The 26743-nt window shown below is 59.8% G+C and carries 31 protein-coding genes; 13 read left to right on the forward strand and 18 right to left on the reverse strand.

The genetic code is table 11. The features are described 5' to 3' along the window. Positions 1-20: 20 nt before the first annotated feature. From ACEN8Q_RS14575 to ACEN8Q_RS14620, 10 genes are all read right to left on the reverse strand, one after another. Positions 21-830, reverse strand: coding sequence for a transglutaminase family protein (locus tag ACEN8Q_RS14575; RefSeq protein ID WP_413421968.1), 810 nt, complete (start codon positions 828-830; stop codon positions 21-23). Continuing rightward, positions 827-1777: an alpha-E domain-containing protein gene (locus ACEN8Q_RS14580; protein WP_007971901.1), complete on the reverse strand. Its 951-nt coding sequence runs from the start codon at positions 1775-1777 to the stop codon at positions 827-829. Before ACEN8Q_RS14580 ends, ACEN8Q_RS14575 begins: the two co-directional genes overlap by 4 nt. Before the next feature lie 12 nt (positions 1778-1789). Beyond that, positions 1790-3199 (reverse strand): circularly permuted type 2 ATP-grasp protein, encoded by a 1410-nt coding sequence (locus ACEN8Q_RS14585; RefSeq protein ID WP_413421966.1) that lies wholly within the window; start codon positions 3197-3199, stop codon positions 1790-1792. A 358-nt stretch (positions 3200-3557) separates the two neighbouring features. Then, a complete protein-coding gene (locus ACEN8Q_RS14590; protein WP_020796118.1) occupies positions 3558-3902 on the reverse strand; it encodes a ribonuclease E inhibitor RraB in 345 nt (114 codons plus the stop codon). Between the two features lie 210 nt (positions 3903-4112). Next, entirely contained in the window at positions 4113-4346 is a 234-nt protein-coding gene (locus ACEN8Q_RS14595) for a hypothetical protein (RefSeq protein WP_413421964.1), read from the reverse strand. Positions 4347-4613: 267 nt separating this feature from the next. Next, entirely contained in the window at positions 4614-5489 is an 876-nt protein-coding gene (speE, locus tag ACEN8Q_RS14600; protein ID WP_413705396.1) for a polyamine aminopropyltransferase, read from the reverse strand. A 261-nt stretch (positions 5490-5750) separates the two neighbouring features. Further along, positions 5751-5942: a PLD nuclease N-terminal domain-containing protein gene (locus ACEN8Q_RS14605; RefSeq protein WP_046042941.1), complete on the reverse strand. Its 192-nt coding sequence runs from the start codon at positions 5940-5942 to the stop codon at positions 5751-5753. 82 nt (positions 5943-6024) lie between these two features. After that, positions 6025-6555 (reverse strand): hypothetical protein, encoded by a 531-nt coding sequence (locus ACEN8Q_RS14610; protein ID WP_413705397.1) that lies wholly within the window; start codon positions 6553-6555, stop codon positions 6025-6027. Between the two features lie 94 nt (positions 6556-6649). Beyond that, positions 6650-7168 (reverse strand): ankyrin repeat domain-containing protein, encoded by a 519-nt coding sequence (locus tag ACEN8Q_RS14615; protein WP_413705398.1) that lies wholly within the window; start codon positions 7166-7168, stop codon positions 6650-6652. Positions 7169-7265: 97 nt separating this feature from the next. Beyond that, positions 7266-9104, reverse strand: coding sequence for a long-chain-acyl-CoA synthetase (locus ACEN8Q_RS14620; RefSeq protein WP_413705399.1), 1839 nt, complete (start codon positions 9102-9104; stop codon positions 7266-7268). 370 nt (positions 9105-9474) lie between these two features. Here ACEN8Q_RS14620 and ACEN8Q_RS14625 point away from each other — a divergent pair, with 370 nt between their 5' ends. Beyond that, entirely contained in the window at positions 9475-9753 is a 279-nt protein-coding gene (locus ACEN8Q_RS14625) for a DUF3509 domain-containing protein (protein ID WP_413422093.1), read from the forward strand. Between the two features lie 111 nt (positions 9754-9864). Here the strand turns inward: ACEN8Q_RS14625 and mtnC are convergent, their stop codons facing one another. Genes mtnC through aroC form a run of 5 tightly spaced genes read right to left on the reverse strand, consistent with a single transcriptional unit; the run spans position 9865 to position 14014 of the window. Then, positions 9865-10548, reverse strand: a complete 684-nt coding sequence (gene mtnC, locus ACEN8Q_RS14630; RefSeq protein WP_413705400.1) for an acireductone synthase — start codon at positions 10546-10548, stop codon at positions 9865-9867. 4 nt (positions 10549-10552) lie between these two features. Then, the gene (locus ACEN8Q_RS14635; protein ID WP_413421951.1) at positions 10553-11098 is read right to left on the reverse strand and encodes a 1,2-dihydroxy-3-keto-5-methylthiopentene dioxygenase; all 546 of its coding nucleotides are present in this window, start codon (positions 11096-11098) and stop codon (positions 10553-10555) included. Positions 11099-11118: 20 nt separating this feature from the next. Continuing rightward, complete coding sequence (locus ACEN8Q_RS14640; RefSeq protein ID WP_413421949.1) at positions 11119-11745, reverse strand: methylthioribulose 1-phosphate dehydratase; 627 nt, start codon at positions 11743-11745, stop codon at positions 11119-11121. Then, positions 11742-12893, reverse strand: coding sequence for an MFS transporter (locus ACEN8Q_RS14645; RefSeq protein WP_413421947.1), 1152 nt, complete (start codon positions 12891-12893; stop codon positions 11742-11744). The genes ACEN8Q_RS14640 and ACEN8Q_RS14645 overlap by 4 nt, the downstream gene beginning before the upstream one ends. Positions 12894-12922: 29 nt before the next feature. Continuing rightward, positions 12923-14014, reverse strand: coding sequence for a chorismate synthase (gene aroC, locus ACEN8Q_RS14650; protein ID WP_085716874.1), 1092 nt, complete (start codon positions 14012-14014; stop codon positions 12923-12925). An 83-nt stretch (positions 14015-14097) separates the two neighbouring features. On the opposite strand from aroC, the gene ACEN8Q_RS14655 reads away from it, so the two are divergent. After that, complete coding sequence (locus ACEN8Q_RS14655; protein ID WP_413421945.1) at positions 14098-15096, forward strand: alpha/beta hydrolase; 999 nt, start codon at positions 14098-14100, stop codon at positions 15094-15096. 131 nt (positions 15097-15227) lie between these two features. Beyond that, positions 15228-16019, forward strand: coding sequence for a hypothetical protein (locus tag ACEN8Q_RS14660; RefSeq protein ID WP_413421943.1), 792 nt, complete (start codon positions 15228-15230; stop codon positions 16017-16019). Between the two features lie 44 nt (positions 16020-16063). Here the strand turns inward: ACEN8Q_RS14660 and prmB are convergent, their stop codons facing one another. Then, positions 16064-16972: a 50S ribosomal protein L3 N(5)-glutamine methyltransferase gene (prmB, locus tag ACEN8Q_RS14665; RefSeq protein ID WP_413705401.1), complete on the reverse strand. Its 909-nt coding sequence runs from the start codon at positions 16970-16972 to the stop codon at positions 16064-16066. A gap of 239 nt (positions 16973-17211) precedes the next feature. Here prmB and ACEN8Q_RS14670 point away from each other — a divergent pair, with 239 nt between their 5' ends. The 5 genes from ACEN8Q_RS14670 (at position 17212) to ACEN8Q_RS14690 (ending at position 19989) form a co-directional block, all read left to right on the forward strand. Next, positions 17212-17802 (forward strand): cysteine hydrolase family protein, encoded by a 591-nt coding sequence (locus ACEN8Q_RS14670; protein WP_413421939.1) that lies wholly within the window; start codon positions 17212-17214, stop codon positions 17800-17802. Between the two features lie 131 nt (positions 17803-17933). Then, complete coding sequence (locus ACEN8Q_RS14675) at positions 17934-18254, forward strand: hypothetical protein (protein ID WP_413421937.1); 321 nt, start codon at positions 17934-17936, stop codon at positions 18252-18254. A gap of 78 nt (positions 18255-18332) precedes the next feature. Further along, positions 18333-18890: a Smr/MutS family protein gene (locus ACEN8Q_RS14680; protein WP_413421935.1), complete on the forward strand. Its 558-nt coding sequence runs from the start codon at positions 18333-18335 to the stop codon at positions 18888-18890. Between the two features lie 77 nt (positions 18891-18967). Next, positions 18968-19513, forward strand: a complete 546-nt coding sequence (folE, locus tag ACEN8Q_RS14685) for a GTP cyclohydrolase I FolE (protein ID WP_007988130.1) — start codon at positions 18968-18970, stop codon at positions 19511-19513. Between the two features lie 104 nt (positions 19514-19617). Further along, positions 19618-19989: a glutathione S-transferase N-terminal domain-containing protein gene (locus ACEN8Q_RS14690; RefSeq protein WP_150724597.1), complete on the forward strand. Its 372-nt coding sequence runs from the start codon at positions 19618-19620 to the stop codon at positions 19987-19989. A 159-nt stretch (positions 19990-20148) separates the two neighbouring features. Here the strand turns inward: ACEN8Q_RS14690 and ACEN8Q_RS14695 are convergent, their stop codons facing one another. Continuing rightward, a complete protein-coding gene (locus ACEN8Q_RS14695) occupies positions 20149-21315 on the reverse strand; it encodes a PLP-dependent aminotransferase family protein (RefSeq protein ID WP_413427823.1) in 1167 nt (388 codons plus the stop codon). A gap of 81 nt (positions 21316-21396) precedes the next feature. On the opposite strand from ACEN8Q_RS14695, the gene ACEN8Q_RS14700 reads away from it, so the two are divergent. From ACEN8Q_RS14700 to ACEN8Q_RS14710, 3 genes are all read left to right on the forward strand, one after another. Then, positions 21397-21843 carry a MarR family winged helix-turn-helix transcriptional regulator gene (locus ACEN8Q_RS14700; RefSeq protein WP_413705402.1) on the forward strand — a complete coding sequence of 149 codons (447 nt, stop codon included), beginning with the start codon at positions 21397-21399 and terminating at the stop codon, positions 21841-21843. Between the two features lie 332 nt (positions 21844-22175). Beyond that, the gene (locus ACEN8Q_RS14705; RefSeq protein ID WP_413427821.1) at positions 22176-23525 is read left to right on the forward strand and encodes an NCS2 family permease; all 1350 of its coding nucleotides are present in this window, start codon (positions 22176-22178) and stop codon (positions 23523-23525) included. 72 nt (positions 23526-23597) lie between these two features. After that, on the forward strand, positions 23598-24224 hold the full coding sequence (locus ACEN8Q_RS14710; protein ID WP_413427820.1) for a LysE family translocator: 627 nt from the start codon (positions 23598-23600) through the stop codon (positions 24222-24224). 221 nt (positions 24225-24445) lie between these two features. On the opposite strand, the gene uraH is transcribed toward ACEN8Q_RS14710, so the two are convergent. After that, entirely contained in the window at positions 24446-24799 is a 354-nt protein-coding gene (uraH, locus tag ACEN8Q_RS14715) for a hydroxyisourate hydrolase (protein ID WP_085723219.1), read from the reverse strand. Between the two features lie 434 nt (positions 24800-25233). Between uraH and puuE the strand changes: the two genes are divergently transcribed. Continuing rightward, positions 25234-26160: an allantoinase PuuE gene (puuE, locus tag ACEN8Q_RS14720; RefSeq protein ID WP_413427819.1), complete on the forward strand. Its 927-nt coding sequence runs from the start codon at positions 25234-25236 to the stop codon at positions 26158-26160. After that, on the forward strand, positions 26157-26672 hold the full coding sequence (uraD, locus tag ACEN8Q_RS14725; protein WP_413427818.1) for a 2-oxo-4-hydroxy-4-carboxy-5-ureidoimidazoline decarboxylase: 516 nt from the start codon (positions 26157-26159) through the stop codon (positions 26670-26672). Before puuE ends, uraD begins: the two co-directional genes overlap by 4 nt. The last annotated feature ends 71 nt before the right edge of the window (positions 26673-26743 follow it).

The following is a 26743-nucleotide window of genomic DNA, read 5'->3' on the forward strand; positions in this document are numbered from 1 at the left end:
GCGAAGCGGTATCCCCGATCCTACTGCTGCTGCACTGAAATCACCGGCGCTGGCGTCGGTGAAACCAGCACCTTGGCATGCATCTGCTCACACCCGCCGCCCCGACGCATCCCGCGCACCGGGCAGGCATCCAGGTAATCCAGGCCCACCGCCAGTTTCAGGTGACGTTCCGGCCGGGCCAGTTCGTTGGTCACGTCGAAGCTGTACCAGGCGTCATCCAGCCAGGCCTCGGCCCAGGCGTGGCTGGCCAGGTGTTCGCTGTTCTCGCTGTACAGATACCCCGACACATAACGCGCCGGAATACCCAGGCTGCGCGTGCAGGCAAGAAATGCATGGGTATGGTCCTGACACACGCCAGAGCGCCCGGCAAAAGCCTGGGCTGCGCTGGTGTCCACTTCCGTGGAGCCCGGCGTATAGGTCATATGCTGGTTGAGTCCATGCATCAGATCGATCAACGCCGTGCGATCACGGCGCTGCTTGCACGCGTTCTCGGCGAACGAACGCAGGGCGGAGTCGGCTTCAGTCAAACGGGTGAAACGCAGAAACGGCAGTGCCGACTGGCTCTCGTGCTCGGCCTCACGCAACTCGTCGATATCGACCTGGCCACGGGCGCCGATGATGATCGCCTCGTGCGGCTCATCCATGGTCAGCACATGCAGGATGTTGCCGAACGGGTCGAGTTGCGCCCGCACCGGACGAGGCAGGTCGAGCTGCCAGCTGAGCACGTGCTGGCGCTCGCTGTCGTGGGGAGTCAGTCGCAGGTACTGGATGCTCGCCCGCACCTTGTCTTCGTAGTGATAGGTGGTCTCGTGGCTAATGGAAAGTCTCATGCGGCCTCCAGATAAGAACTGTGTATCGCGTTACCCAACTGGCGCACCAGCGGGATGAACTCGGTCAGCCAGGCGTGCAGGCCTTCTTCGAGAATTTCATGGATGCCGGTGTAGCGCAGGCGCGCGTCCATTTCTGCCGCCAGGCGTTGTGCGGGGCGACCATTGGCCCCTGGCAATTGCGCGAGGATCTGGTCGATTTCTTCGGTGCAGGCGCGCAGGGATCGCGGTACATCCGCCCGCAGCAACAGCAGTTCGGCGACATGCCGGGCGCCGGGGGCGTCGCGGTAGATTTCCGTGTAGGCCTCGAACGACGACAACGCCCGCAACAACGCACTCCACTGGTAATACGCGTGAGCGGTGCCATCGCTGACGGCTTCGGCCTGATCGCCGGCCATTTCGTAGCGGGCATCGAGCAGGCGCAAAGTGTTGTCCGCCCGTTCGATGAAGGTCCCCAGACGAATGAAGCGAAACGCATCGTTACGCATGATGGTGCCGTAGGACGCGCCCCGGAACAGGTGGGAACGTTCCTTGATCCACTCGCAGAAACGGCTCATGCCGTAGCGACTGAGGCCCTGCTCGGCAATACCGCGAATTTCCAGCCAGGTGGCGTTAATGTTTTCCCACATGTCGGCGGTGATGCGCCCACGCACCGCATGGGCGCTGGCCCGTGCCGCACCGAGACAACTGTAGATGCTCGCCGGGTTGGCCGCATCCAGGGCGAAGAAATGCAGCAGCCGTTCGGCATGCAGTTCGCCATGGCGCTCCAGGTAATCGTCCAGGGTGCCGGTGATCAACAGCGGCATGGCCAATTCGTGCAAACCGTCGCCACGACCGTCTTGCGGCATCAGCGACAGCGAATAGCTGATGTCGAGCATCCGTGCGAGGTTTTCCGCCCGCTCCAGGTAACGCGACATCCAATACAAATCCGAGGCAGTTCTACTTAACATGGCAGGCTTCCTTTAATCCTCGACCACCCAGGTGTCCTTGGTTCCGCCACCCTGGGAGGAGTTGACCACCAGGGAGCCTTCGCGCAGGGCGACACGGGTCAAACCGCCGGGCACGACCCGGGTTTCACGACCCGACAGGACAAACGGCCGCAAGTCGATATGGCGTGGTGCAATGCCGTTTTCGACAAAGGTCGGACAAGTCGACAGCGACAGCGTTGGTTGGGCGATATACGCATGGGGCTTGGCGATGATCCGCGCGCGGAAGGCTTCGATTTCCGCCGCCGTCGCCGCCGGCCCCACCAGCATTCCGTACCCGCCGGAACCCTGGGTTTCCTTGACCACCAGTTCTGGAAGATTGGCCAGCACGTGGGAAAGTTCAGAAGGGTTACGGCATTGCCAGGTCGGCACGTTCTTCAGGATCGGCTCTTCGTCGAGGTAGAAACGGATCATGTCGGTAACGAACGGATACACCGACTTATCGTCCGCCACCCCCGTGCCGATGGCATTGGCCAGCACCACGTTGCCGGAGCGGTAGGACGACAGCAGCCCCGGCACGCCGAGCATTGACTCCGGGTTGAAGGCCAGCGGATCGAGGAAAGCGTCGTCGAGGCGACGATAAATCACGTCGACCGCTTTCGGCCCGTCGGTGGTGCGCATGTAGACCTTGTCGTCACGCACGAACAGGTCCGCGCCCTCCACCAGCTCCACACCCATTTCCCGCGCCAGGAACGCATGCTCGAAGAACGCGCTGTTGAAGCGGCCGGGTGTCAGCACCACCACGCTCGGGTTGTCGATGGGGCTTGAGCTTTTCAGGGTGTCGAGCAGCAGGTTCGGGTAGTGGTCGATAGGAGCGATGCGTTGCGCCGCGAACAGTTCGGGGAACAGGCGCATCATCATCTTGCGGTCTTCAAGCATGTAGCTGACGCCGCTGGGCGTGCGCAGATTGTCTTCGAGCACGTAGTAGGTGCCGTCGCCGTCGCGTACCAGGTCGACCCCGGAGATATGCGAGTAGATATCGCGGTGCAGGTCCAGACCCTGCATCGCCAACTGGTACTGCTCGTTGGCCAGCACCTGTTCGGCCGGAATGATGCCGGCCTTGATGATGCGCTGCTCGTGGTAAAGGTCGGCGAGGAACATGTTCAACGCCTTGACCCGCTGGATGCAGCCGCGCTCGACGACCCGCCATTCACTGGCAGGAATGCTGCGCGGGATGGTGTCGAACGGAATCAGGCGCTCAGTGCCCTGCTCGTCTCCGTAGAGTGTGAAAGTAATCCCGGCGCGATGAAACAACAGATCGGCCTCGCGTCGCCGTTGTGCCAGAAGCTCGTCAGGCGTCTCGGCCAGCCAACGGGCAAACTCCCGATAATGCGGGCGGACCAGGCCGCCGGCATCGTACATCTCATCAAAATAGGTGCGGATCATGCCGTACTCCTTGTCACTCGGACGTCCAGACCTTCGCAAGGCCCGTGCCATCGGCATAAACGCTTAAATTTCAATCGGTTGGATAATCAAGACGCACGCACCGCACCAATCCTGTGCGACAAATGCCCCAACCTGATCGCCCCCGCTTCATTGCAAGGCGTAGTGATCGCCTGTCACCAGCATAGTCCGTAGGAGCCAGCTTGCTGGCGATGGGGCCAGCAAGTCATGGGTTACTCTTCGAGGACGCCTTCGCTGGCAAGCCAGCTTCTACCGGATTGTGTTCAATGTCCTGGCGGCGAAAATGAAAACGGCCAACCCGAAGGTCGGCCGTCATTGCCAATTGTCACTGTTCATAAGGTTATGCGAGTCGCCCTCGTACCTCCTGTTTCACACCCCAGCCTTCGATGATGCCGCCCAACGGCTCGACCACCGCTTCGAAACCCTGTTCGAAATCGCCGATGTCGTCGTAGGTGGCATACATGACTTTGCACAACTCCAGCGCCCAGGCGCCATCGTCGCGCACACTGATTTGCGCATCCAGGGATTCACCACGGTGGAAATGACCTGCCGCCCTGCGTGCCCGCTCCTCGTCCGGGAAAATGGCGTAGAACTCGATGGGATGAAACCGCGAAAAGTCAAAACCGCCTTCTTTCATGCGGCGCAGTACGCTGCTGCTGATGTCTTCTTGATAGGCTGTGCTCATGAAACGTCCTCCTCAAAACGATGGATAGACTTTCCGTACTCCCTCACCCGCAACCGAACAGCGCGAGCGACGGCAACCGATGTGCCGGCGGGAAACAAGCATGGAGCTGACAAGACCAGACCTTAGCGATTCATTCGCTGATCTCGCTTGCAGAGTAGCCCCAAGATAGAGCCTCTGCCAAGGTCTGGATTTGAATGCGACAGGTGTCGTTCAGATTGGAGCAATACCGAGGATTTGAATGCTGTTCTGCGCCTTGAGTTCTTTGACGCTCGCATCAGTGGTCCGCCCTTCCAGATCGTTCAGATCCAGTTCGGCAGCGACAGGAAGAAGCCTGGCCTTGATGAGCCTGGCGGCACGCTCGTAGTCCGGGCGCTCGATGCACTCGAAGACTTCGTTGACGGTTTCGCCATGATCATCCACGAAAGTGACTTTCCACTTTTGCATTGGTGCCTCCTCGATAAACCCCATTGATGGGTTCACCTCTATCTCGACCTTGTTAGCTGGCTAATTGTTCCGCCAGATCAAACATATCGACGGATGTGAAAATCTCTCCCGACACCCGCTTTAACCCGTCAAGCGCAGCCATGTGGGAGCGGGCTTGCTCCGGGCGGCGTTCCGACGAAAGCGGTGTGTCAGCCGACTTGTTTTCAACTGACCCTCCCTCTTCGCGAGCAAGCCCGCTCCCACAGGTTTCGTGCGCGGACTGAAAGATCAGTCGTTGCTTGGCTTGTTCACTGCCTGCAATACGTATTGCGGCAAGGCAAAGGCACCGATGTGGATTTCTGGATTGTAGTAGCGGGTGATGATGCCGCTGCCCGTGAAGCGCTGTTGCAGGGTTTCGCGGGACAACTTGCGATAAGCGGTATTGGTGGCACCCCAGGCGAAGGTCATCGAGCCACCGATATAGGTCGGCACGGCGGCTTGGTAGAAGTGCCAGTCCGGGAACAGGCTGCGCAGGCGACCGGCGGTGGTCTTCACTTCTTCGATCTGCATGAACGGCGTGCCGTTCTGGGTCACCAGAATGCCGCCTTCGTTCAGGCAGCGGCGGCAGGCCTGGTAGAAGTTTTCCGAGAACAGCACTTCCCCCGGTCCGATCGGGTCGGTGGAGTCGGAAATGATCACGTCGAACTTTTCGGTGGTGGTGGCGACGAAACGCATGCCGTCGTCGATCACCAGGTTCAGACGCGGATCATCGAATGCCCCCTTGGAGTGGTTCGGCAGGAATTCCTTGCACATGTCGACCACGGTGCCGTCGATCTCGACCATGGTGATGTGCTCGACACTACGGTGCTTGGCCACTTCACGCAACATGCCGCCGTCGCCGCCGCCGATGATCAGCACGCGCCTGGCGCTGCCATGGGCGAGGATCGGCACGTGGGTCAGCATTTCGTGATAAATGAATTCGTCGGCTTCGGTGGTCTGGATCACACCGTCCAGCGCCATCACCCGGCCCATGCGCGGGTTCTCGAAGATCACCAGGTGCTGGTGTTCGGTGCGCACTTCGTGCAGCAGTTTATCCATGCGAAAACGCTGGCCGTAGCCTTCGTAGAGGGTTTCCAGGTAGTCGCTGGCAGGGGTGTTGCTCATGGGAAGTGCTCCGATGAATGCGGGTGGCAACGGACGGTTACCCGCCCATGATGGCCAATCGATTGTCTCGATTGACCGGGAAAGGCGCGCATTCTACGTCGCGGAACATGACAGGTCGAACCTCAGTTGTTCGACTTGCCACAATCCTGTGGGAGCGGGCTTGCTCGCGAAGTAGGCAACTCGGTTTGTCGGCGAACCGCGTAATCGTTCTTCGCGAGCAAGCCCGCTCCCACAGGGCCGGAGTTGTTTGCGGGAAATCCGTCAGAGTTTGACATTGCCCCGTGGCCCGGCGATGGCCCAGATGATCAGTCCCAGCACCGGCAACAGCGCGATCAACAGTACCCAGAGGATTTTCATCCCGGTCTCGGCGCTACTTTTGAATACGTTGATGATGGCCCAGATGTCCAGGACAAAAATGATCAAGGCAACCAGGCTGTTGAACGTGGAACCCATGGTGACGCTCCTGAAGAGTGATTTGCCCTCTCAGGATAGACGGTCGTCGCGAGGGCTCCGCTTTATTGACAGTATTTGGCTATCAAACGTGGATCGCCACTTTCAGGGCTTCCAGGGATGGCGCGGCGGCGATGCCGACTTCAGCGCACAATTCCAGCACGCGTGGCACGTCATTGCCGTAGACCAGCACCACCTGCAACTCGTCATCGAGCAACTGGCTGAAGTTCATCAGTGTGTAGCCACCGTTTTCCTTGTTCAGGCTGCTCATCTGCACCTGGATGCGGTTGAGTGCGGTCAGGGCTTCGGTCCTGGCCAGCTGCTTGGGCTTGAGATTGAAATCCACACCCGGGCCGAACGAGGCGACAACCTGGGCGAACAGGTCCATGTAGGTGTCAGCCTGGAACAGCACCGTTTCCGGCAGGCTGCCGACCACCACCCACTCACCCAGCGGGATCGGGAAGCTGTCGTCGTAGTTGATGTCCGGATTGGCGGTCAGAAAAGCCTGCGGATCGGCGTAGGCCTGCGCCGCTTCGTCTGCGACCTTGAGGATTTCGTCTTCGCCCATGCACCCGGAGCTGATTTTGCTGATGAGTTCGACGAGTGCGGCTTTCATGGGGCGGATCCTGTAGCGAGGGGAATATTGAGGGCGCGAAGGATAGCGCAAATGTGGACCTGTAGTGAGCGCCCCCTCGCCACAAGGCTCTGCGTCAGCCCAGCAGTTTTTCCAGGTGCGCAACGGCATCGGAAGCGCCCATGGTTTTCGCCGCGTCCAGCGCGGTGATGCCATTGGCGTCCCTGGCTTTCGGGTCGGCGCCCTTGCTGATCAGGTAATCGACCACTTCGACGCGGTTGAACATCGCCGCCATCATCAGCGCCGTGCGGCCATCGAAGGACGAACCTTCAACCTGCGCACCGCCGTCGACCAAGGCCTTGATCACCGCCAGGTCGCCCTTGAAGGCGGCGCCGGCAATCGGACTCTGTCCGTTGTCGTTGCGGATCTCCGGGTCGGCCTTGTGCTCCAGCAGGACTTTTACCGTTTCCACATGGCCGTGGTACGCGGCCAGCATCAGCAAGGTATCGCCCTTGTGGTTACGCAGGTTCGGCGGTAACCCCTTGGTCAGCAGCGCGGCCATCATCGCCGCATCGCCCTCCCGTGCCTTGTTGAATACCTGTTCGGCAAATTCAGCGGCTTCTTCGGGGGTCATCTGGCGGCTTTTGTCTGACATTGGGCACTCCCTTCTCTGTCATTCGTAAAAGCCGACAGTTTCCCGAGCCGTCCCGACACTGTCACTTGTTTTTTCTCATGGGCCGCCATAGCCAGATTCAATAGCGGTATTTGCCGCCCTGAATGTCAGACAACAATTGCTGCGTGACCTGCACATAGGTCTGGGTCCCCGGCAGCCAGGCATAAATCGGATCATCACCGGTTTTACCCGGGTCGAAGGCTTCGTCCTTGAGGCGGGTCTTCTGATATTTGAATGTCCCGGTGGTTTCCATTTTCACTTTCACCCGCAGGAACAACGGCACCGCATAAGCCGGCATTTGCTCACGGGCGAAGGCCAGCAGTTCGCTGAAGTCCAGGGTTGCCAGGGATTCGGCTGGGGTAATCGCCGCCATTCCGGCCCGGCCATTGGTGTTGCGGATTTCCACGCCATAGGCCACGGCTTCGGAAATGCTCGGATGTTTCAGGAGGATGTTTTCGACCTCCGTGGTCGACACGTTTTCACCCTTCCAGCGGTACGTATCCCCCAGGCGGTCGACAAACTGCGCATGACCAAAGCCGATGTTGCGCAACAGATCGCCGGTGTTGTAGTAGCGGTCGCCCTGCTCGAATACATCGTGAAGCACGACCTTGGCGGTTTTCTGCGGATCGGTGTAACCGTCCAGTGGTGCCTTGTCGTAGATTTTTGCCAGCAACAGCCCCTGCTCGCCCTTGGCGACCTTGCGCATCAGGCCGTTGGCTTCACGAATCGGTGCGCCGCTGTCGTGGTCGTACGCCACCAGTTCCCAGGACATCAGGGAGAAACCGATGGTGTTGTCGAAATTCAGAATGTTGGTGAACCCGATATTGCCGTCGCTGGCAGCGTACAGCTCGCAGATGTGATTCACCGCAAAGCGGGTCTTGAACTCGTTCCAGGCTCCAGGACGCAGGCCGTTGCCGATCATCTTCTTCACCTCGTGCCGGCTGTCGTCGACGCTGGGCGGTTGATCGACCAGGTAGCGGCACAGTTCGCCGACATAACCGATGGTGGTCGCCCGGTACTTGCGCACGTCGTTCCAGAACTGGCTGGCGCTGAATTTGCGGCGGATGGCAAACCCGCTGGCACCACTGACGGCCGCCCCCCAGCACACGCAAAGTCCCGTGGCGTGGTACAGCGGCAAGGTGCAATAGACGACATCGTCCGGGTGCATGTCCAGGGCGATCATGCCGAAACTCGCCGAGCTGCGCATCCAGCGGCCATGCTTGAACACGCCGGCCTTGGGCAGCCCCGTGGTGCCCGATGTGTAGATATAAAAGCAGGGATCGTCGAAGAAAATCTGCTGGCTGCTGGCCGGGTTGTCGCTGGCATCATCGAGACTGACGGTCATCAGGTTGATGAAACCTTCAGGCGCGATACCCGGTTGGCGAGAAGTGTCCCGATCGGCGACGAACCAGGTTCGGTCAGCCTTGATCGACACCCGATCACGAACCGCCAGGTACGCCGGGACCAACTCCTCACCGACAATGATCGCCACCGGAGACACCAGATTCACACTGTGCACCAGGGTGTCGCGGGTCTGCGAGGTATTGAGCAGCGCACTGACCGCGCCGACCTTGGCCACCGCCAGAATCGTCACCAGCAGTTCCGGGCGGTTCTCGATGAAGACCGCCACCACATCCCCCTTGCCGATGCCTTGGCCGATCAGGTGATGGGCAATGCGGTTGGCCCATTGGTTGACCTCGGAGTAACTGAGCCTCACGTCGTCTTGCAACAGCGCCGGGCCATCCGGGTTGCGCAACGTGGCTTGCTCGAAACACCAGCCCAAACCACACGCCTGGGTCGGGTCCGTGACGTTGGCGACCTTCATGCCCTTCACCACCCGGGGGATGGCTTTGGCAATGGAAGGCAGCTTGCGGAGCATCATGCCCCAGGTAATCGTGTCGTTCGACGTACGGCTCATGATTGCTCCCGTTCGATGTTTTTTTATTGTCGGGCGGCGATGACTGAGCCCGAAAATACGTCAACGGTTCTTGAGCTGTACACGCGGTTTTTGAAATGTTTTGTATCTGCGATCTTGATCCGCGATCTTGATCTGCGACTGCGCTGCGCGAAGGTGATCCCGTGCACGCCAATTGGTTCCATCGAGTCGCCGACATACCTGCAAAATGCAGGATGCACGATGGCCATTCATGCAGATTGCACGAAAGCAAAAAACACTGAAAAACCTAACTTATTGATTTTTAACAATATTACTCAACTGAATTTACTGGCACAAAGGCTGCAACAGCCTCCCCATGCTTGCCATTCAAGTCATCACGGAGCTGAAAGACATGAGCCTTATCCAGGAAAAATTTTCGTCCCTGTTCTCCAACTTCGCAGTCACTACCCAGGACCGCCCTGATGGCGGGATCCTGCTGACCTTGTGCAGCGACGACGGCAGAGAATTCAAGCGCTCGATCTCTTACCAGCAATTGCACAATGGCGACCAACTGATGTGGGTCATCAGTGCGATTCGCCGCGACCTCGCGGAACAGGCCAGTGAACTGCCGCAGATTTCCCTGCTGCAAAGCCAGCAACGGTTTGCCCTGCCGACCTATCACTCGCTGTAAAAAACCAATGTGGGAGCGGGCTTGCTCGCGAAGAGGGTGTTTCAGTCAACATCATCGTTGAATGACACACCCTCTTCGCGAGCAAGCCCGCTCCCACAAGTTGTCCGGTGTTTAGAAGGCTGAAGGATTTATCCGCGCAAAGCTGTCCACAGTGACATGCCCCACCAGCTCCCCGCCCTCACGGGCCAGGCCGCAAGTGGCCATACCCGCCGCGCGCGCTGCGTCGAGTTCTTCGACGATGTCCGACAAAAACAGAATGTGCTCCGCTTCGACCTGGATCGCCTGGGTGATGTTGGCGTAGGACTGCGCCTCGCGTTTTGGCCCTGACGTCGTATCGAAGTAGCCGCTGAACAGCGGCGTCAAATCCCCCGCCTCCGAGCAGCCGAAGATCAACTTCTGCGCCTGGATCGAGCCCGAGGAATAAACGAACAGTTGATAGCCGTCCTGGTGCCAGTGCTTCAGCGCTTCGACGGCGTCGGGGTAGACGTGGCCTTTCAGTTGCCCGGCCTGGTAGCCCTGCTCCCAGACCATTCCCTGCAACGCTTTCAACGGCGTGGCCTTGCGGTCTTCGGCAATCCAGCCCAGCAGGATCCCGATGACCCGCTCCACGTCAGCATTCGCTTCATTGCTGTCGCGGCGCACGGCAGCCAGTTGTTCTGCCACGTCGGCGCGTTCGGCGTGCTGACGGACAAACGCCGGCAAGTGTTTGGCGGCATAAGGGAACAGCACGTCGAACACAAAACTCACCGCGCTGGTGGTGCCTTCGATGTCGGTGAGAATCGCTTTGATCGGCATCGACTCAGTCCTCAAGACGCGGGAATTGGCTGGCGATGTCTTCGCCGGTGAAGTTGGCCACCCAGCCTTCCGGGTTGTTGAACAGACGGATCGCGACGAAATGCGGATGTTCGCCCATGTCGAACCAGTGTTTGGTACCGGCCGGCACCGAGATCAGGTCGTTTTTCTCGCACAGGACCGCGTAGACGTAATCGTCGATGTGCAGGGTAAACAAGCCACGGCCTGCAACGAAAAATCGTACTTCGTCTTCGCCGTGGCGATGTTCGTCGAGGAACTTGGCACGCAGTTCGGCTTTTTGCGGGTGATCGCTGTTGAGGCTGATCACATCGACGGTAACGTAACCGTGTTCGGTCATCAGCTTGTCGATCTGCTCCTGGTAGGCGGCAATCACTTCTTCCTGAGTGGCGCCCGGCTGGATCTTCGCCGCCGCTTGCCAGCGGTCGAAGCGCACGCCCTGCTCGGCCAGGGTCGAGGCGATGTCTTCGAAATGGGTCAGCACCTTGTTGGGCATTTCAGGGCTGGAGACGTGATAAACGGACAGGCTGCTCATCGTGGCAACTCCTTAACGGTTCATGCGTTACGGTTAAAGAGCGAGCGCGTCTTCAACTCGCACTCGAACAAGAATTCAAAGGCCTCGATCTGCCGCAAGGCATCGCTCATGCGCGCCCCCCAGGTGTACAGGCCATGACCGCGGATCAGGTAGCCGACGCAATCGGGATGGGCGTCGAGCCAAGGCTGCACCTTGGCGGCCAGGCGCGCAATGTCCTGGTCGTTGTCGAAAATCGGCACGCGCACCCGGGATTCGTGGGTCGTCACACCGCTGAAGGCTTTTTGCAGTTCATAGTCTTCGAACTCGATGAAGTCTTGTGGTGTCAGGCGCGACAGCACGGTGGCATTCACCGAGTGGGTGTGCAGCACGGCACCGATCTCTGGGCGCCAGCTGTAGAGCTGGGTGTGCAACAGGGTTTCTGCGGACGGTTTCTTGCCCGGTTCCAGGCTGTTGCCCGACAGGTCAGTGGCCAGCACATCGTCCATGCCGAGTTGACCCTTGTGCTTGCCGGACACGGTCAGCAAGGCTTCGGTCGGCGACAGGCGGGTCGAGTAATTGCTGCTGGTGGCCGGCGACCAGCCGCGGCCGTACAGAAAACGCCCGGCGTCGATGATTTCCTGGGCGAGGTGTTCACGGGTAAGGCTCATGGCCTGTCCTCTTGCATACATGTGGCAATGATAACGGCAGCCGCAACGGCTGCGAGACTGGCAATACTAAAGGTCCATGCCGCGCCGAGGGCGTTCCAGCTGTAACCGGCGTACAACGCGCCCAATGCGCCACCGGTGCCGGCCAGTGCGGCGTACAACGCCTGGCCCTGGCCTTGCTGGCGCGCACCGAAGCTACGTTGCACGAATTGAATGGCAGCGGCGTGAAAGCTGCCGAATGTCGCCGCGTGCAGCACCTGGGCAAACAGCAGCACCCAAAGAAACTCCGCGAGCGAACCCAGCAACAGCCAACGCAACGCCGCCAGCAGAAAGCTGGCCATCAGCACCCGGCGCAGCGAGACGCGCGCGAGGATCCGGCTCATGGCCAGAAACATCAGGACCTCGGCGACAACGCCGACCGCCCAGAGCATGCCGATCACGCCACGGCTGTAACCCAGTCGCTCAAGGTGCAGGGTCAAAAAGGTGTAATACGGCCCGTGGCTCATCTGCATCAGCGCCACGCATACGTAAAACGCCAGCACGCCGGGGCTGCGCAATTGCTTGAGGAATCCTTCCCCCGCCACCCGGTTGCCCGGCGCCGGTTGGGCATTGGGCACCCACAGGCTGCTGAGCACGATGCCAGCCAAGATCAGCACCAGCGCCGCCGGGTAGATGTCCAGGCTCAGCCATTCGAACAGCCGGCCCAGCGCGACCACGGTGATGATGAAACCGATCGAGCCCCACAGGCGAATCTGGCTGTAGCGCGAGGTCTGCCCCTGCAAATGTGCCAGGGTGATGACTTCGAATTGTGGCAACACCGCATGCCAGAAAAACGCATGCAAGGCCATGACCATCGCCAGCCAGGCGTAGGTCTTGCTGACGAAAATCAGTGAAAAGGTCAGCAGCGTGCACATCGCACCGAAGCGCACGATGGCCAGCCGCCGGCCGGTGTAGTCGCCCAGCCAGCCCCAGATGTTCGGCGCCACGCAACGCATCAGCATCGGGATCGCCACCAGCTCGCCGATGCGCGCGGCACTGAATCCGAGGTGATCGAAATACAGCGCCAGAAACGGCGCTGTAGAACCGAGCAAGGCGAAATAGAACAGATAGAAACTGGAGAGCCGCCAGTACGGGAGCGCCGCAGTCGCCATCAGACGGCTGCGACTGTGAAGTCAGCCATTCAGAGCTGACCCAGCACCGGCGTGCTCACACGCACATCGGCGTTCTGCCCGCGGTGACGCAGCAGGTGATCCATCAGCACGATGGCCATCATCGCCTCGGCGATCGGCGTGGCGCGGATGCCGACGCACGGGTCGTGACGCCCCTTGGTGATCACTTCCACCGGGTTGCCATGGATGTCGATGGAGCGGCCCGGCGTGGTGATGCTCGACGTCGGCTTCAGCGCCAGGTGCGCAACGATCGGCTGACCGGAGGAAATACCGCCGAGAATGCCCCCCGCATTATTGCTGAGAAAACCTTGCGGGGTCATTTCATCGCGATGCTCGGTGCCACGCTGGGCGACGCTGGCGAAACCCGCACCGATTTCCACGCCCTTGACCGCATTGATGCTCATCAGCGCATGGGCCAGTTCGGCATCGAGGCGGTCGAAGATCGGCTCGCCCAGGCCCGGCATCACGCCTTCGGCGACCACCGTGATTTTCGCGCCGACCGAATCCTGGTCGCGGCGCAACTGGTCCATGTAGGCTTCCAGTTCCGGCACTTTGTCCGGATCCGGGCTGAAGAAGGCGTTCTGCTCGACCGATTCCCAGGTCTTGAACGGAATTTCAATCGGCCCGAGCTGGCTCATGTAGCCACGAATGACGATGCCCTGGCTCGCCAGGTATTTTTTTGCAATCGCCCCCGCCGCTACGCGCATCGCCGTTTCACGGGCCGAACTGCGACCGCCGCCGCGGTAGTCGCGCTCACCGTACTTGTGGTGGTAGGTGTAGTCGGCGTGGGCCGGGCGGAACAGATCCTTGATCGCCGAGTAGTCCTTGGACTTCTGGTCGGTGTTGCGGATCAACAGGCCGATGGCGCAACCGGTGGTGCGGCCTTCGAACACGCCAGAGAGGATTTCGACTTCGTCGGCTTCCTGACGCTGGGTGGTGTGGCGGCTGGTGCCGGGCTTGCGACGGTCCAGGTCACGCTGCAGATCCTCCAGGGATATCTCCAGGCCCGGCGGGCAGCCATCGACAATGGCGACCAACGCCGGACCATGGCTTTCGCCAGCGGTGGTGACAGTGAACAGCTTGCCGTAGGTATTGCCGGACATGCAGGACGCTCCGTGAAATGAACCTGAATACGTAATGCGCGCCAGTATACGCAGGCTACCCAAGTAGTTCATCCTCGAACCTTATGGGTGCCGGTGAGTCCAACCGGCATCTTCTTGATGATGGCGCGATGATGCTGCGAGTTCTAGCCTTGAGCCTTACCCTGATTTCCGGCTTCGCCCAGGCGACCGTCCTGCAACGACCGATCTCGCTGGATACCGGTACCGGCGAGCTTTTCGGCTCGCTGTTGCTGCCAAAATCCGACGAACCCGTGCCGGTTGTCCTGATCATTTCCGGCTCCGGCCCTACTGATCGTGACGGAAACAACACCGACGGCGGGCGCAATGACAGCCTCAAGCGGCTGGCCTGGGTACTGGCCAAACACAACATCGCCAGTGTGCGCTACGACAAACGCGGTGTTGCCGCGAGCCTGGCGGCCACACCGGATGAACGCAACCTGACCGTGGACGCCTATGTCGCCGACGCCCAAGCCTGGGGACACAAGCTCAAGGCCGATCCGCGTTTTGGCAAGCTGATCATGCTGGGTCATAGCGAGGGCGCCTTGATCGCCAGCCTCGCAGCGCCCGGCATTGATGCCGACGCGGTGATTTCTGTCTCGGGCAGCGCAAGACCGGTTGATCAGGTTATCCGCCAGCAACTGGGCAATCGCCTGCCACCGCCGCTGATGCTGCGCAGCAATGAGTTGCTCGACAGCCTCAAGGCCGGGAAACCCGACGACAACGTGCCGCCACCGTTGCAGGCGATTTTCCGTCCGAGCGTGCAGCCGTACCTGATTTCCCTGTTCCGCCAGGACCCGGCCGCAGCGTTTGCCAGGCTGAAGATGCCCGCGCTGATCATCCAGGGCAGCAACGACATCCAGGTCGGCGTCAATGACGCAAGGCTGCTCAAGGCGGCCAAACCGGACGCCGAACTGGCGCTGATCGAGGGCATGAACCACGTCATGCGCATCGTGCCCAACGACGTCAAACGCCAACTGGCTTCCTATAAAGACCCGCAATTACCCCTGGCGGCAGAACTGGGCACGCGAATCCTCGGGTTTATTGACGGACTTCGCACCAGTTGACCGCTGTAGGGGGCGTTCTCAACCAGTTTTCACGCCCCCTGGCCCTCCAGTCTTGAAAAAAACGGCCGATAAGCCTTTGTCGCCACCACATTGGTTGGCGACAAGCCGAGCTTGGACAGGATCTCGCCGTTATGACTGACACCCAGACTTCACCCGACACCACCGCTGAACAAGACGCACCGCCAGCGGTCGAGCTGCCCTGGGCGGACGTCCACGTCGAGCACCACAAGATGCTCCGTCTGTCACCGCTGCAGACTGACCGCAACACAGGCGGGCGCCCATTGCGATTTGTCGAGTTCGGCTATGCCGAGCGCAACGACAAGGAGCACAGCCTGATGCGCATGAGCATCACCCTGCCCGGCCAGCGCGTACGCAAGGAACAGAATCATCTGGACGTGTGGGTCGATCACGCCGACAAGCGCGTACATTTCGGCCCGCAAAGCGGCTTGCAGGTTGAACCGCTGAACCGTGGCATTGGCCGGTTCCTGGCGGCCCAGGGCATCAACTGGGCGAAGAAGCGCTGGCCGACCTATACCGTCGACGGCTTTGACCTGAACAACAAGGATGCGCTGAACGAAGACACCCGCCTGCGCCGCGATCATTTTTTGCGCGTGCACGGTTTCGACGTGGCGTATGCCGATGCCCAGCATTTGAAAGGCAGCGTCAAGCCGGTCCAGCTCAGCGACCTGACTGGCGACTGGAACAGCGAAAAACTGCAGGTCGTGGAAATTCTCGAGGCGGCGCAGATGCTTCAGCAAGCCGAGCAGAACCTGGCCGAGCAGGAAGTCAAACTCAAGAAACACGAAGAGAAAGTCAGCAAATACAAACGCGAAGACGCCGGGCTGCGCTTTACCATTACTTGCCTGGTGGCGTTTGCGGTGTTTCAGGCGGGGTTGCTGATCTGGATTGCCACGCATCGGTAATGGCTAATCTTTGTAGGAGCGAGCGAGCTCGCTCCTACAAAAGGTCAGACGCGAGAAGCGAACAACGCCTGGTGCTCCCGGCACTGCTGCGCGCTCAGCATGAACACGCCATGGCCGCCACGCTCGAACTCCAGCCAGGCAAAGTCGACTTCCGGGTACAACGCCTCGACGTGCACCTGGCTGTTGCCCACTTCGACAATCAGCAGGCCCTTCTCGGTCAGATGATCCGCCGCTTCGGCAAGCATGCGCCGCACCAGGTTCAAACCGTCGTCACCGCAGGCCAGGCCCAGTTCCGGTTCGTGCTGGTACTCGTCCGGCATGTCGGCAAAATCTTCGGCATCGACGTAGGGCGGGTTCGACACGATCAAGTCGAAACGTTGCCCCGGCAAGCCGTCAAAACCGTCGCCCTGCACCGTGTACACGCGCTGATCGACGCCGTGGCGCTCAATGTTCTGGTTAGCCACTTCCAGCGCTTCGAACGACAGGTCCGCCAACACCACCTCGGCATGCTGGAACTCGTAGGCGCAGGCGATGCCGATGCAACCGGAACCGGTGCACAGGTCGAGAATCCGCGCCGGCTCGGCAGCCAGCCACGGCGTAAAACGATTTTCGATCAGTTCGCCAATGGGTGAGCGCGGGATCAGCACGCGCTCATCGACGATGAACGACATGCCACAGAACCAGGCCTCGCCCAGCAGATACGCGGTAGGCACCCGTTCTTCGATACGACGTTTGAGCAAGTTCTGCAGGTGGACCAGTTCGTCGTCTTCCAGATTGCAGTCGAGGTAACTGTCGGCGATTTCCCAAGGCAAGTGCAACGCACCCAACACCAACTGACGGGCTTCGTCCCAGGCGTTGTCGGTACCATGGCCAAAAAACAGATCCTCCCCATGGAAGCGGCTGACAGCCCAACGGATATGGTCACGCAGGGTGCGAAGGCGGGAAGTGATCACGACGGCAAACTCCAGAAAAATCGACGGGGGATTCTACCAGTCAAACGGCGCCACGACGACGCGGGAAAACTTCCGACTCAACTGTAGGAGTTATCCGTTTTTTCGCCTGGCTATTGAACAAAATGCGACTATTGACAAGGCTACAGGCCAGCAACGACGGCACCTACGATCGTAGCGATTCACAGAACCGCTCAGCCAGAGGACAATGTCGCAAAAGCCCCACTCCAAGGAGCCCCAGAATGTCCGTTCCAAAAACGATGTTTCAACTCAGCGGCCGCGGTTATGCAGCGGCCAATCTGAGCCATGCAACGCTGGTCATCATCGATGCCCAGAAAGAATACCTCAGCGGTCCCCTGGCCCTGAGTGGCATGGATGAAGCAGTCGCCAACATCAAGCAATTGCTCGCCGCTGCCCGTGCAGCCGGCCGACCGATCGTGCATGTCCGCCACCTTGGCACACTCGGCGGGTTGTTCAACCCCCAGGGCGTAGGTGGTGAGTTCATTGCGGGCCTGGAGCCACAGAGTGGTGAAACCGTCATCGGTAAATTGTTGCCAAGCGCCTTTCACGGCACCGAACTGGCAAAACGCCTGGAAGACCTCGGCGCCCTCGACCTGATCGTCTGCGGTTTCATGAGCCACTCCAGTGTCAGCACCACGGTGCGCGCGGCCAAGAACCTGGGCTTCCGCTGCACACTGGTGGAAGACGCCTGCGCCACCCGCGACCTGCCTTACAAGGGCAAAGTGCTCAGTGCCGAACACGTTCACCAGACGGAAATGGCGATCATGGGCGACAACTTCGCCACCCTCGCGCTGACCTGTGAACTGATCTGATCGACGCTCAATGAGCGGCCTGATACGCCGCTCATCCGCAAAAATCTCTCATTTGCCATAATTGTCTTAGCCTCAGGAACATCCCGGTCAACTCCCGGTCGAAGGGCCGATACCCATTGAGGAAGGTCGGAATGAAGTTATCCGATGGTTTTGACGCTCGCCGCTTGCGGCCCAAAGGCCAAAAAAACTGGCGTTTTCGAATCGGCGCGACGTTCGCGGCATTGCTGGCGATGTGCGGCGTGTTGCTCGCCATGGCCGGTACCGCCAGCCTGCTCGGCCACGCACCTGCCCTGGGTGAATTGAACACAAGCCGCACCGGGGCTGCCGTGATCCTGGTCATCGGCCTGTTCGTGCTGTACCTCGGGGTCTGGCTGTGGCGCCGTTGCCGTCGTCGCTCGCGACAGTCGCGGGAACTGGCCATGTCCCCGCACCTGATGAAAAAACACGACTGAGCCAAACGTCGCGCGCATTTTTGTCGCGCCCGATTCGCTTCGAGTTGGGTAAACTGGCCGCCCTTCGCGGAGGCTGACATGCAAGACGACGATTTATCCCTGTTCAAGAGCGCGCTCCAAGGCGTCAAGCCGATCAAGCACGATCGCGCCGAAACCGGCAAACCCAAGGCTGACCGCGCGCAGATTGCCAAGCTGCGTCAGGCGGCCAGCGTGCGTACCGAATCCACCACCGTTGACGGGCTGTCCGATCAGTTCGTCATCGACGTCGGCCCTGAAGACGAGCTGATGTGGGCACGTGATGGCGTGCAGGAAAGCCAGATGCGCAAGCTCAAGACCGGACAGATTCCGTTCGAAGGCAGCCTCGACCTGCACGGCATGAGCGTGGAAAAGGCCCGGGAAACCCTCTGGGCGTTCCTGGCCGAGGCAACCCGGTTCGAAATCCGCTGCGTGCGCGTCACCCATGGCAAGGCGGTACGCCTGGACGGCAAGCGGCCGATGATCAAGAGCCACGTCAACACCTGGCTGCGCCAGCATCCACAGGTGCTCGGCTTCACCTCGTGCCAGGCGAAACACGGCGGTGCCGGAGCGGTTTACGTCATGCTCAAACGCACCATGATGGAAGGTCGCGACGAGTAAAGCTGATGCGCCACGCTTGCAGCGTCGTGTCCGCCACCGTACCCTTGCCCTTTGCGTAAAATCCCACAGGTAGTTTCATGTCCCTGGAACAGAATTACACCGCGATCCTTGGCCAACTGGGCGAGGACGTCTCCCGCGAGGGCCTGCTCGACACGCCCAAGCGTGCCGCCAAAGCCATGCAGTACCTCTGCCGCGGCTATGAACAGACACTGGAAGAGGTCACCAACGGTGCCCTGTTCAGCTCCGACAACAGCGAAATGGTGCTGGTCAAGGACATCGAGTTGTACTCGTTGTGCGAACACCACCTGCTGCCGTTCATCGGCAAGGCTCACGTCGCCTACATCCCGAGCGGCAAGGTCCTGGGCCTGTCGAAGGTGGCGCGCATCGTCGACATGTACGCCCGCCGCCTGCAGATCCAGGAAAACCTCAGCCGCCAGATCGCCGATGCGGTCCAGCAAGTCACCGGCGCCCTGGGCGTTGCGGTGGTGATCGAGGCCAAGCACATGTGCATGATGATGCGCGGTGTGGAGAAGCAGAATTCGACGATGATCACCTCGGTGATGCTCGGTGAGTTCCGCGAGAATGCAGCCACCCGCAGCGAATTCCTCAGCCTCATCAAGTAATTCGCGGCACGAAGAAAACCGGCGTTCATCGCCGGTTTTTTTTCGCCCGTAAAAAATCAGGTAAGCTGCGCGCCCTTATTCATTTGCACCGTGAGGCTTTCAACGTGTTCGTAAAAGCGCTTCGTGTCGGCCTTGGCCAACTGATCATCTTCATCGACTTCATCACGCGCCCGAGCAAGAAAAAGCGCCCTGCCGCCGCTCAGGCCCAGGTCGAATCCGCCGCCAAGGGTCTGACCCTGTATCAATTCCACGCCTGCCCGTTCTGCGTGAAGACCCGCCGTACCCTGCGCCGCCTGAATGTGCCGGTGGCCCTTCGCGATGCGAAGAACAACGAACAGGATCGCCAGACCCTGCTGGAGCAAGGCGGCAAGATCAAGGTGCCGTGCCTGCGTATCGAAGAGAATGGCCAGACTACCTGGATGTATGAGTCCAAGGTGATCATTGATTATCTGGATAAGCGTTTCGCTGCAGCCTGATGGTTATGTAGTGCTCTGACGGACGCTTTCGCGAGCAAGCCCGCTCCCACAGGGGGAATGCGATCAACTGTGGGAGCGGGCTTGCTCGCGAAGAGGCCGGCACAGGCACCGCAAACTTCAGACAAAAATAAACCGGCCCATTGGCCGGTTTATTTGTTTCTAGGCTGCCTTTGCAGCCTGTGCCGCACGCACCACCGCCGCCAACCGCTTGAGCCCCTCATCCAGCCGCACCGGGTCGATGTGACTGAAGTTCAACCGCAGATACCCCGGATGGTTATTCGGCTCGGGGAAAAACGGCTCGCCCGGCATGAACGCCACGTCATTGGCCAACGCGGCGTCGAGCAAGGTGCGGGTGTCCTGCGGCTGCTTGAGTTTCAGCCAGAAAAACAGCCCACCCTGCGGCACGTTCCAGTCCGCCAGATCAGAGAAATGCGTGATCAGTGCCGCCTGAAACGCATCCCGACGCCCACGGTAAAAATCACGCAACTCACTGCGGTGTTGCCGGTACCTTTCGCTGCCGATCCATTGCAGTGCCTGCCACTGCCCGACCCGATTGGTGTGCAGGTCCGCCGATTGCTTGAGTTTCAACAGATGGGGAAACAGGTCAGGGCTGGCGATCAGAAAGCCGACGCGCAAACCCGGCAGCAGGGTTTTCGACACGGTGCCGGTGTAGATCCAGCTGGCTTTTTTCAAGCGACTGACAATCGGCGTGGCGCTGCCACCGTCGAAGGTCAGTTCGCGGTAAGGCTCGTCTTCGATCAGCGTCACGCCGAATTCATCCAGCAACGCCGCCACCGCATCGCGCCTGGATTCGCTGTAACGCACGGCCGATGGGTTCTGGAAGGTCGGGATCAGGTAGATGAAGGCCGGGCGGTGTTGTTCCAGGCGAGCGCGAAGCTCCACCAGGTTCGGCCCGTCGGCCTCCAGCGGCACGGTCAGGCAATCGGCGCCGAACAGTTGGAAGATTTGCAACGCAGCCAGATAAGTCGGCGCTTCGAGCAGGATCTCGGTGCCCTTGTCGATGTACAGCTTGGCGGCAAGGTCCAGGGCCTGCTGTGAACCACTGACCACCAGCACCTGGCTGGCCTCGCACGGCACACCCAGCGCTCGCGCTTCGCCGGCCAACGCTTCGCGCAGCGCCGGCTCCCCTTCGCTCATGCCGTATTGACCGATGGACAGCGGCATGTCGGCCCATTCGACTTTCGGCAACATGGCTTCGGCTGGCAGGCCACCGGCAAACGACATCATCTGCGGACGCTGGGCCGCGGCGAGGATTTCACGGATCAAAGAACTTTTAAGGCGCGAGACACGTTCGGAAAAAGCCATGGGATCACCGGTAGCGAGGCATGTGGAAAATGAGTCAAACTTGTTGACCGAAATTACGCTTGATCGAATGGATACGTCAATATGCTTGACCTTAAAAACCCGCTTTCCCAGCAACAAGCCATGGAAGCGTTTTTCTTCGGCTACCAGGCCTTCACCGCCAAGGCCGATGAAATGCTCGAACGTCGTGGCCTGAGTCGGGTGCATCAGCGCATCGTGTTTTTCATCGCCCGCTATCCGAACCTGAGCGTCAAGGAGCTGCTGGCATTGCTCGGGGTGAGCAAGCAGGCGCTGAACATGCCGCTGCGTCAGTTGGTGGAAATGCATCTGGTGGACAGCGTCGCTTCCGAGTCGGACAAGCGTAAGCGGCTGCTGGAGTTGACCGATGACGGCGCTCGTTTCGAACAGTCGTTGCGCCGCGAGCAGGTGAAATTGCTCGAGCGGGTGTTTGCCGAGGCTGGGGAGACAGCGGTGAATGGGTGGTTGGCGGTGAACCTCGCGTTGGGGAAAGGCCAGTTGTCGGCAGACTGAGTATTCAATCTGCTGGATTTGTAGTGGCTGAACCGACGCCTTCGCGAGCAAGCCCGCTCCCACAGGCGACCGCATTCCCCCCTGTGGGAGCGGGCTTACTCCGGGCGGCGTTCCGACGAAGAGGCCAGAATAGGCGATATATCCCTATTGCCAAATATTTCGTCTACAAAATCAAAAACATTATTTGCTTTCTTTGTATACAAAAGCATAATCCACCTCGTGCGAGTTCCTGACCAAGCGGTCAACAAATTCGCAAGTGCCTCAAAGGGCCGCTGCCACCCTCATGGGTCCGGCCCTGGAAATAACAATAAAACTCTTGAGGAGTATTCGCTGTGGAAAGCCGCAAATCCGAAGCATCGACGCTGGAACTCTCGCCGCCATTACGCAATGGCTTGCTGGAACGCCTGTTCAAACTCAGCTTGCATGGCACCACGGTGAAGACCGAGTTGATTGCCGGACTGACAACCTTCATCACCATGGCCTACATCATTTTCGTCAACCCCAACATCATGGCCGACGCCGGGATCGATCACGGTGCCGCGTTCGTCGCCACCTGCATCGCCGCCGCACTCGGTTGCCTGTTGATGGGCCTGTACGCCAACTGGCCAGTCGGCCTGGCACCGGGCATGGGGCTGAACGCCTTCTTCACCTACACCGTGGTCGGCACCATGGGCTACAACTGGGAAACCGCCCTCGGTGCGGTGTTCGTTTCCGGTGTGTTGTTCATGATCCTGACGTTCTCGCGGATCCGCGAATGGTTGCTCAACAGCATCCCGGTCAGCCTGCGCTTCGCCATGGGCGCAGGCGTGGGGCTGTTCCTGGGGCTGATCGGCCTGAAAACCGCGGGTATCGTCGTCGATAGCCCGGCCACCCTGATCAAGCTCGGCTCCCTGCGCGAACCCGGCCCGTTGCTCGCCGCCGTGTGCTTCCTGATGATCGCCATCCTCAGCTACCACAAGGTGTTCGGCGCGATCCTCATCAGCATCATCACCGTGACCCTCGCCGGCTGGGGCCTTGGGCTGGTGCACTACGAGGGCATCATGTCGGCCCCGCCGAGCCTGGCTCCGACCTTTATGGCCATGAACGTCGCCGGCGTGTTCAACGTCAGCATGATCAGTGTGGTCCTGGCGTTCCTATTCGTGCACATGTTCGACACCGCCGGCACCTTGATGGGGGTTGCCCAGCGCGCCAACCTGGTGGGCGCTGATGGCCGGATCGAAAACCTTTCCCGCGCCATGAAAGCCGACAGTGCTTCCAGCGTATTCGGTGCAGTGGTGGGTGTTCCACCAGTGACAAGCTATGTGGAAAGTGCTGCCGGTGTAGCCGCTGGTGGTCGGACTGGTCTTACCGCAGTCACCGTGGGTGTGCTATTTATTGCGGCAATGTTTTTCGCACCACTGGCCGGCATGATTCCCGCCTATGCCACCGCTGGCGCACTGATTTATGTGGCAATGCTGATGATGGGCGGCATGGCCCACATCGAATGGGACGAAGCGACCGACAGCATTCCGGCGATCGTCACCGCAATCATGATGCCGCTGACCTTCTCGGTCGCCGACGGTATCGCGCTGGGCTTCATCACCTACGTGGCGCTGAAGGCCGGCACCGGCAAGTACAAGGAAATCTCGGTCAGCCTGTGGGTGCTCTGTGCGATCTTCATCGCCAAGTTCATCTTCTTGTAAACCACACGCCGTACCGGCTTGAAAACAGCCTCACCCCGTCGGGTGGGGCTTTTGTGCAAATGGAGGAAAGTGATGAGTCTGGAAACCTGGCTGCTGTTCAGCGGCGCTGCGCTGATAGTGATCCTGATCCCGGGGCCGCTGTCTTTGCTGATGATCAGCAACAGCCTGAATTACGGCCTGCGCCGCTCCTGTCCGGCCTTTCTTGGCGGCGTATCGGCCTCGATCTGCTTGTTGAGTGCTTCGGCGTTGGGCCTGGGTGCGTTGCTGTTGGCTTCGGAACAGTTGTTCAGCGCCCTGAAGATTCTTGGCGCGCTTTACCTGTTCTACCTCGCCTGGCAGAGCTGGCAGCAGTCGCGCCAGCCGTCCCACGGCGCTGAAGTGCCACAGGCAGCAGCGGTGCCACGCTTTCGTGCACTGTTCGGGCGTGCGTTCATGCTGGGTGCGAGCAACCCGAAAGACATTCTGTTCTTCGCCGCTTTCCTGCCGCAGTTCTTGAGTGCCGAACAGCCGTTCCTGCCGCAATTGCTGGTGATGATCGCGACCTGGACCCTGCTCGACCTGCTGTGCAAATTGGCCTATGGCCTCGGCGCCCATGGTGCGGCGCGGTATCTGCGCAGCGGCAAGGGGCAGAGTTGGTTCAACAGGATCAGTGCGGGCTTGTTCAGTGGCGCGGGTGCTGCGTCTCTGTTGAGCCGCTAACAGCAAAAGCTTCGCGAGCAAGCCCGCTCCCACAGTTGATCTTCAGTGAACAGGGTATTTGTGTTCGAAGATGATCCAGTGTGGGAGCGGGCTTGCTCGCGAAGACGGCATCACAGGCACCGATTTTCGCAAGGCGAAAAAAAGCCCGCAGTGTGAGCGGGCGAAAGACCAAAGAAGCTATATGCGCAGTCGCTTCCAGGGTGCAGCAGCTGCTTGGGGGATCAGCTGCCGCGATAGGTGGAATAGCTGTAAGGCGAAATCAACAGCGGCACGTGGTAGTGATCCTGCTCGGCGGAGATGCCGAAACGCAGCACCACGACATCCAGGAAAGCCGGCTCCGGCAGCTTGACGCCACGGGCGCGGTAGTAATCGCCGGCATGAAACTGAACCTGATAGACCCCGGTGCGGTAGTCATCGCCTTGCAGCAGCGGTGCATCGACACGGCCATCGCTGTTGGTGATAGCAGTGGCGACCAATTCCAGCTGCGAACCTTCAACGCGGTACAACTCAACCTTGATCGAGCTGCCCGGGCAACCGTGTGCTGCGTCCAAAACGTGTGTAGTCAAACGTCCCATTGATTCTGCGCGCCTGCCTGCGTGGAGCAGTCAGACTTCGCGCCTCCCGAAGTCAGTTGAAAAGGAGACCGCACCGATTCGGAGCACGAAAAGCTGCGGCGAGCGATTGATTAAGACACTTTTCAAAAAAATTGTACACAATAAAAACGACATTTTTCCCATAATCCCTGCCACCGGCGCATTTAGCATCGATTTCTGGCCAAACCGCACAGCCTATGACCCCCTCATCAAATTACTGACCAGTCAGGCAGATTTCTTGCAGGCTCACGCCAATCGCAGTAAAAGATGACGGCCGGTGAAAAATGCGAAAATTCAGGCTTACAAAGTGAATATAAAGTTGTATACAATCAGCCCATCGCTGTGACGCCAGCCTGCCATTCAATCTTCAGCTGCGTCACACCAACCGTCATCATCGAATAAGAAGGAAGCCTGCAGTGAGCGCTGACTACCCACGCGACCTGGTCGGTTACGGCAGTAACCCTCCGCACCCACACTGGCCGGGCAATGCCCGAATCGCCCTGTCGTTCGTACTCAATTACGAAGAAGGTGGCGAGCGCAACATCCTGCACGGCGACAAAGAGTCCGAAGCGTTCCTCTCGGAAATGGTTTCTGCGCAACCGCTGCAAGGCGCGCGCAACATGAGCATGGAATCCCTTTACGAGTATGGCAGCCGTGCCGGCGTGTGGCGGATCCTGAAGTTGTTCAAGGAATTCGACATTCCCCTGACCATCTTCGCCGTGGCCATGGCCGCCCAGCGTCACCCGGACGTGATCCGCGCCATGGTCGATGCCGGCCACGAGATCTGCAGCCACGGCTATCGCTGGATCGACTACCAGTACATGGATGAAACCCAGGAACGCGAGCACATGCTCGAAGCGATCCGCATCCTCACCGAGATCACCGGCGAACGCCCGCTGGGCTGGTACACCGGCCGCACCGGCCCGAACACCCGTCGCCTGGTGATGGAAGAAGGCGGTTTCCTCTACGACTGCGACACCTACGACGACGACCTGCCCTACTGGGAACCGAACAACCCGACCGGCAAGCCGCACCTGGTGATCCCGTACACCCTGGACACCAACGACATGCGCTTCACCCAGGTCCAGGGGTTCAACAAGGGCGACGACTTCTTCGAATACCTCAAGGATGCATTCGACGTGCTCTACGCCGAAGGCGCCGAGGCACCGAAGATGCTGTCGATCGGCCTGCACTGCCGCCTGATCGGCCGTCCGGCGCGTCTGGCTTCGCTCAAGCGCTTTATCGAATACGCTAAAAGTCATGAACAGGTGTGGTTCAGCCGTCGCGTCGACATCGCGCGCCACTGGCACGAAACCCACCCGTACACAGGGGCTGCCAAATGAGCACCTTTCAAACCGTCAAACCATCGACCCTGAGCCGCGATGCTTTCGTCGCCGCTTTCGCCGACATCTACGAACATTCGCCATGGGTGGCCGAGAAAGCCTTCGACCTGGGCCAGGACGCTTCGATCGACGAGATCGAAACCCTGCACCAGCGCATGAGCGACATCCTGTTGAGCGCCGATCACACCAGTCAGCTGGCCCTGATCAACGCTCACCCGGACCTGGCCGGCAAAGCCGCCGTCCAGGGCCAACTTACCGAAGCCAGCACCAATGAACAGGCCGGCGCCGGTATTCACCAATGCACGGCCGAAGAGTTTTCTCGCTTCACCGAGCTGAACGACGCCTACAAGGCCAAGTTCAAGTTTCCCTTCATCATGGCGGTAAAAGGCAGCAACCGGCATCAGATCCTCGCAGCGTTCGAAACGCGCATCCACAACCCGGTCGACACCGAGTTCAAGTGCGCGTTGGCGGAGATCAACAAGATCGCCCTGTTCCGATTACTGACCCTATAGCAAGCCTGGCCCCGGCGGACTCAAGAACGCCGAAACCGCCCGGGGCCTGGCAAGTATCCCAAGCCACTTAT

Origin of the sequence: Pseudomonas sp. Pseusp16 (genome assembly GCF_047324915.1) — a bacterium.
GTDB lineage: Bacteria > Pseudomonadota > Gammaproteobacteria > Pseudomonadales > Pseudomonadaceae > Aquipseudomonas > Aquipseudomonas fluorescens_CD.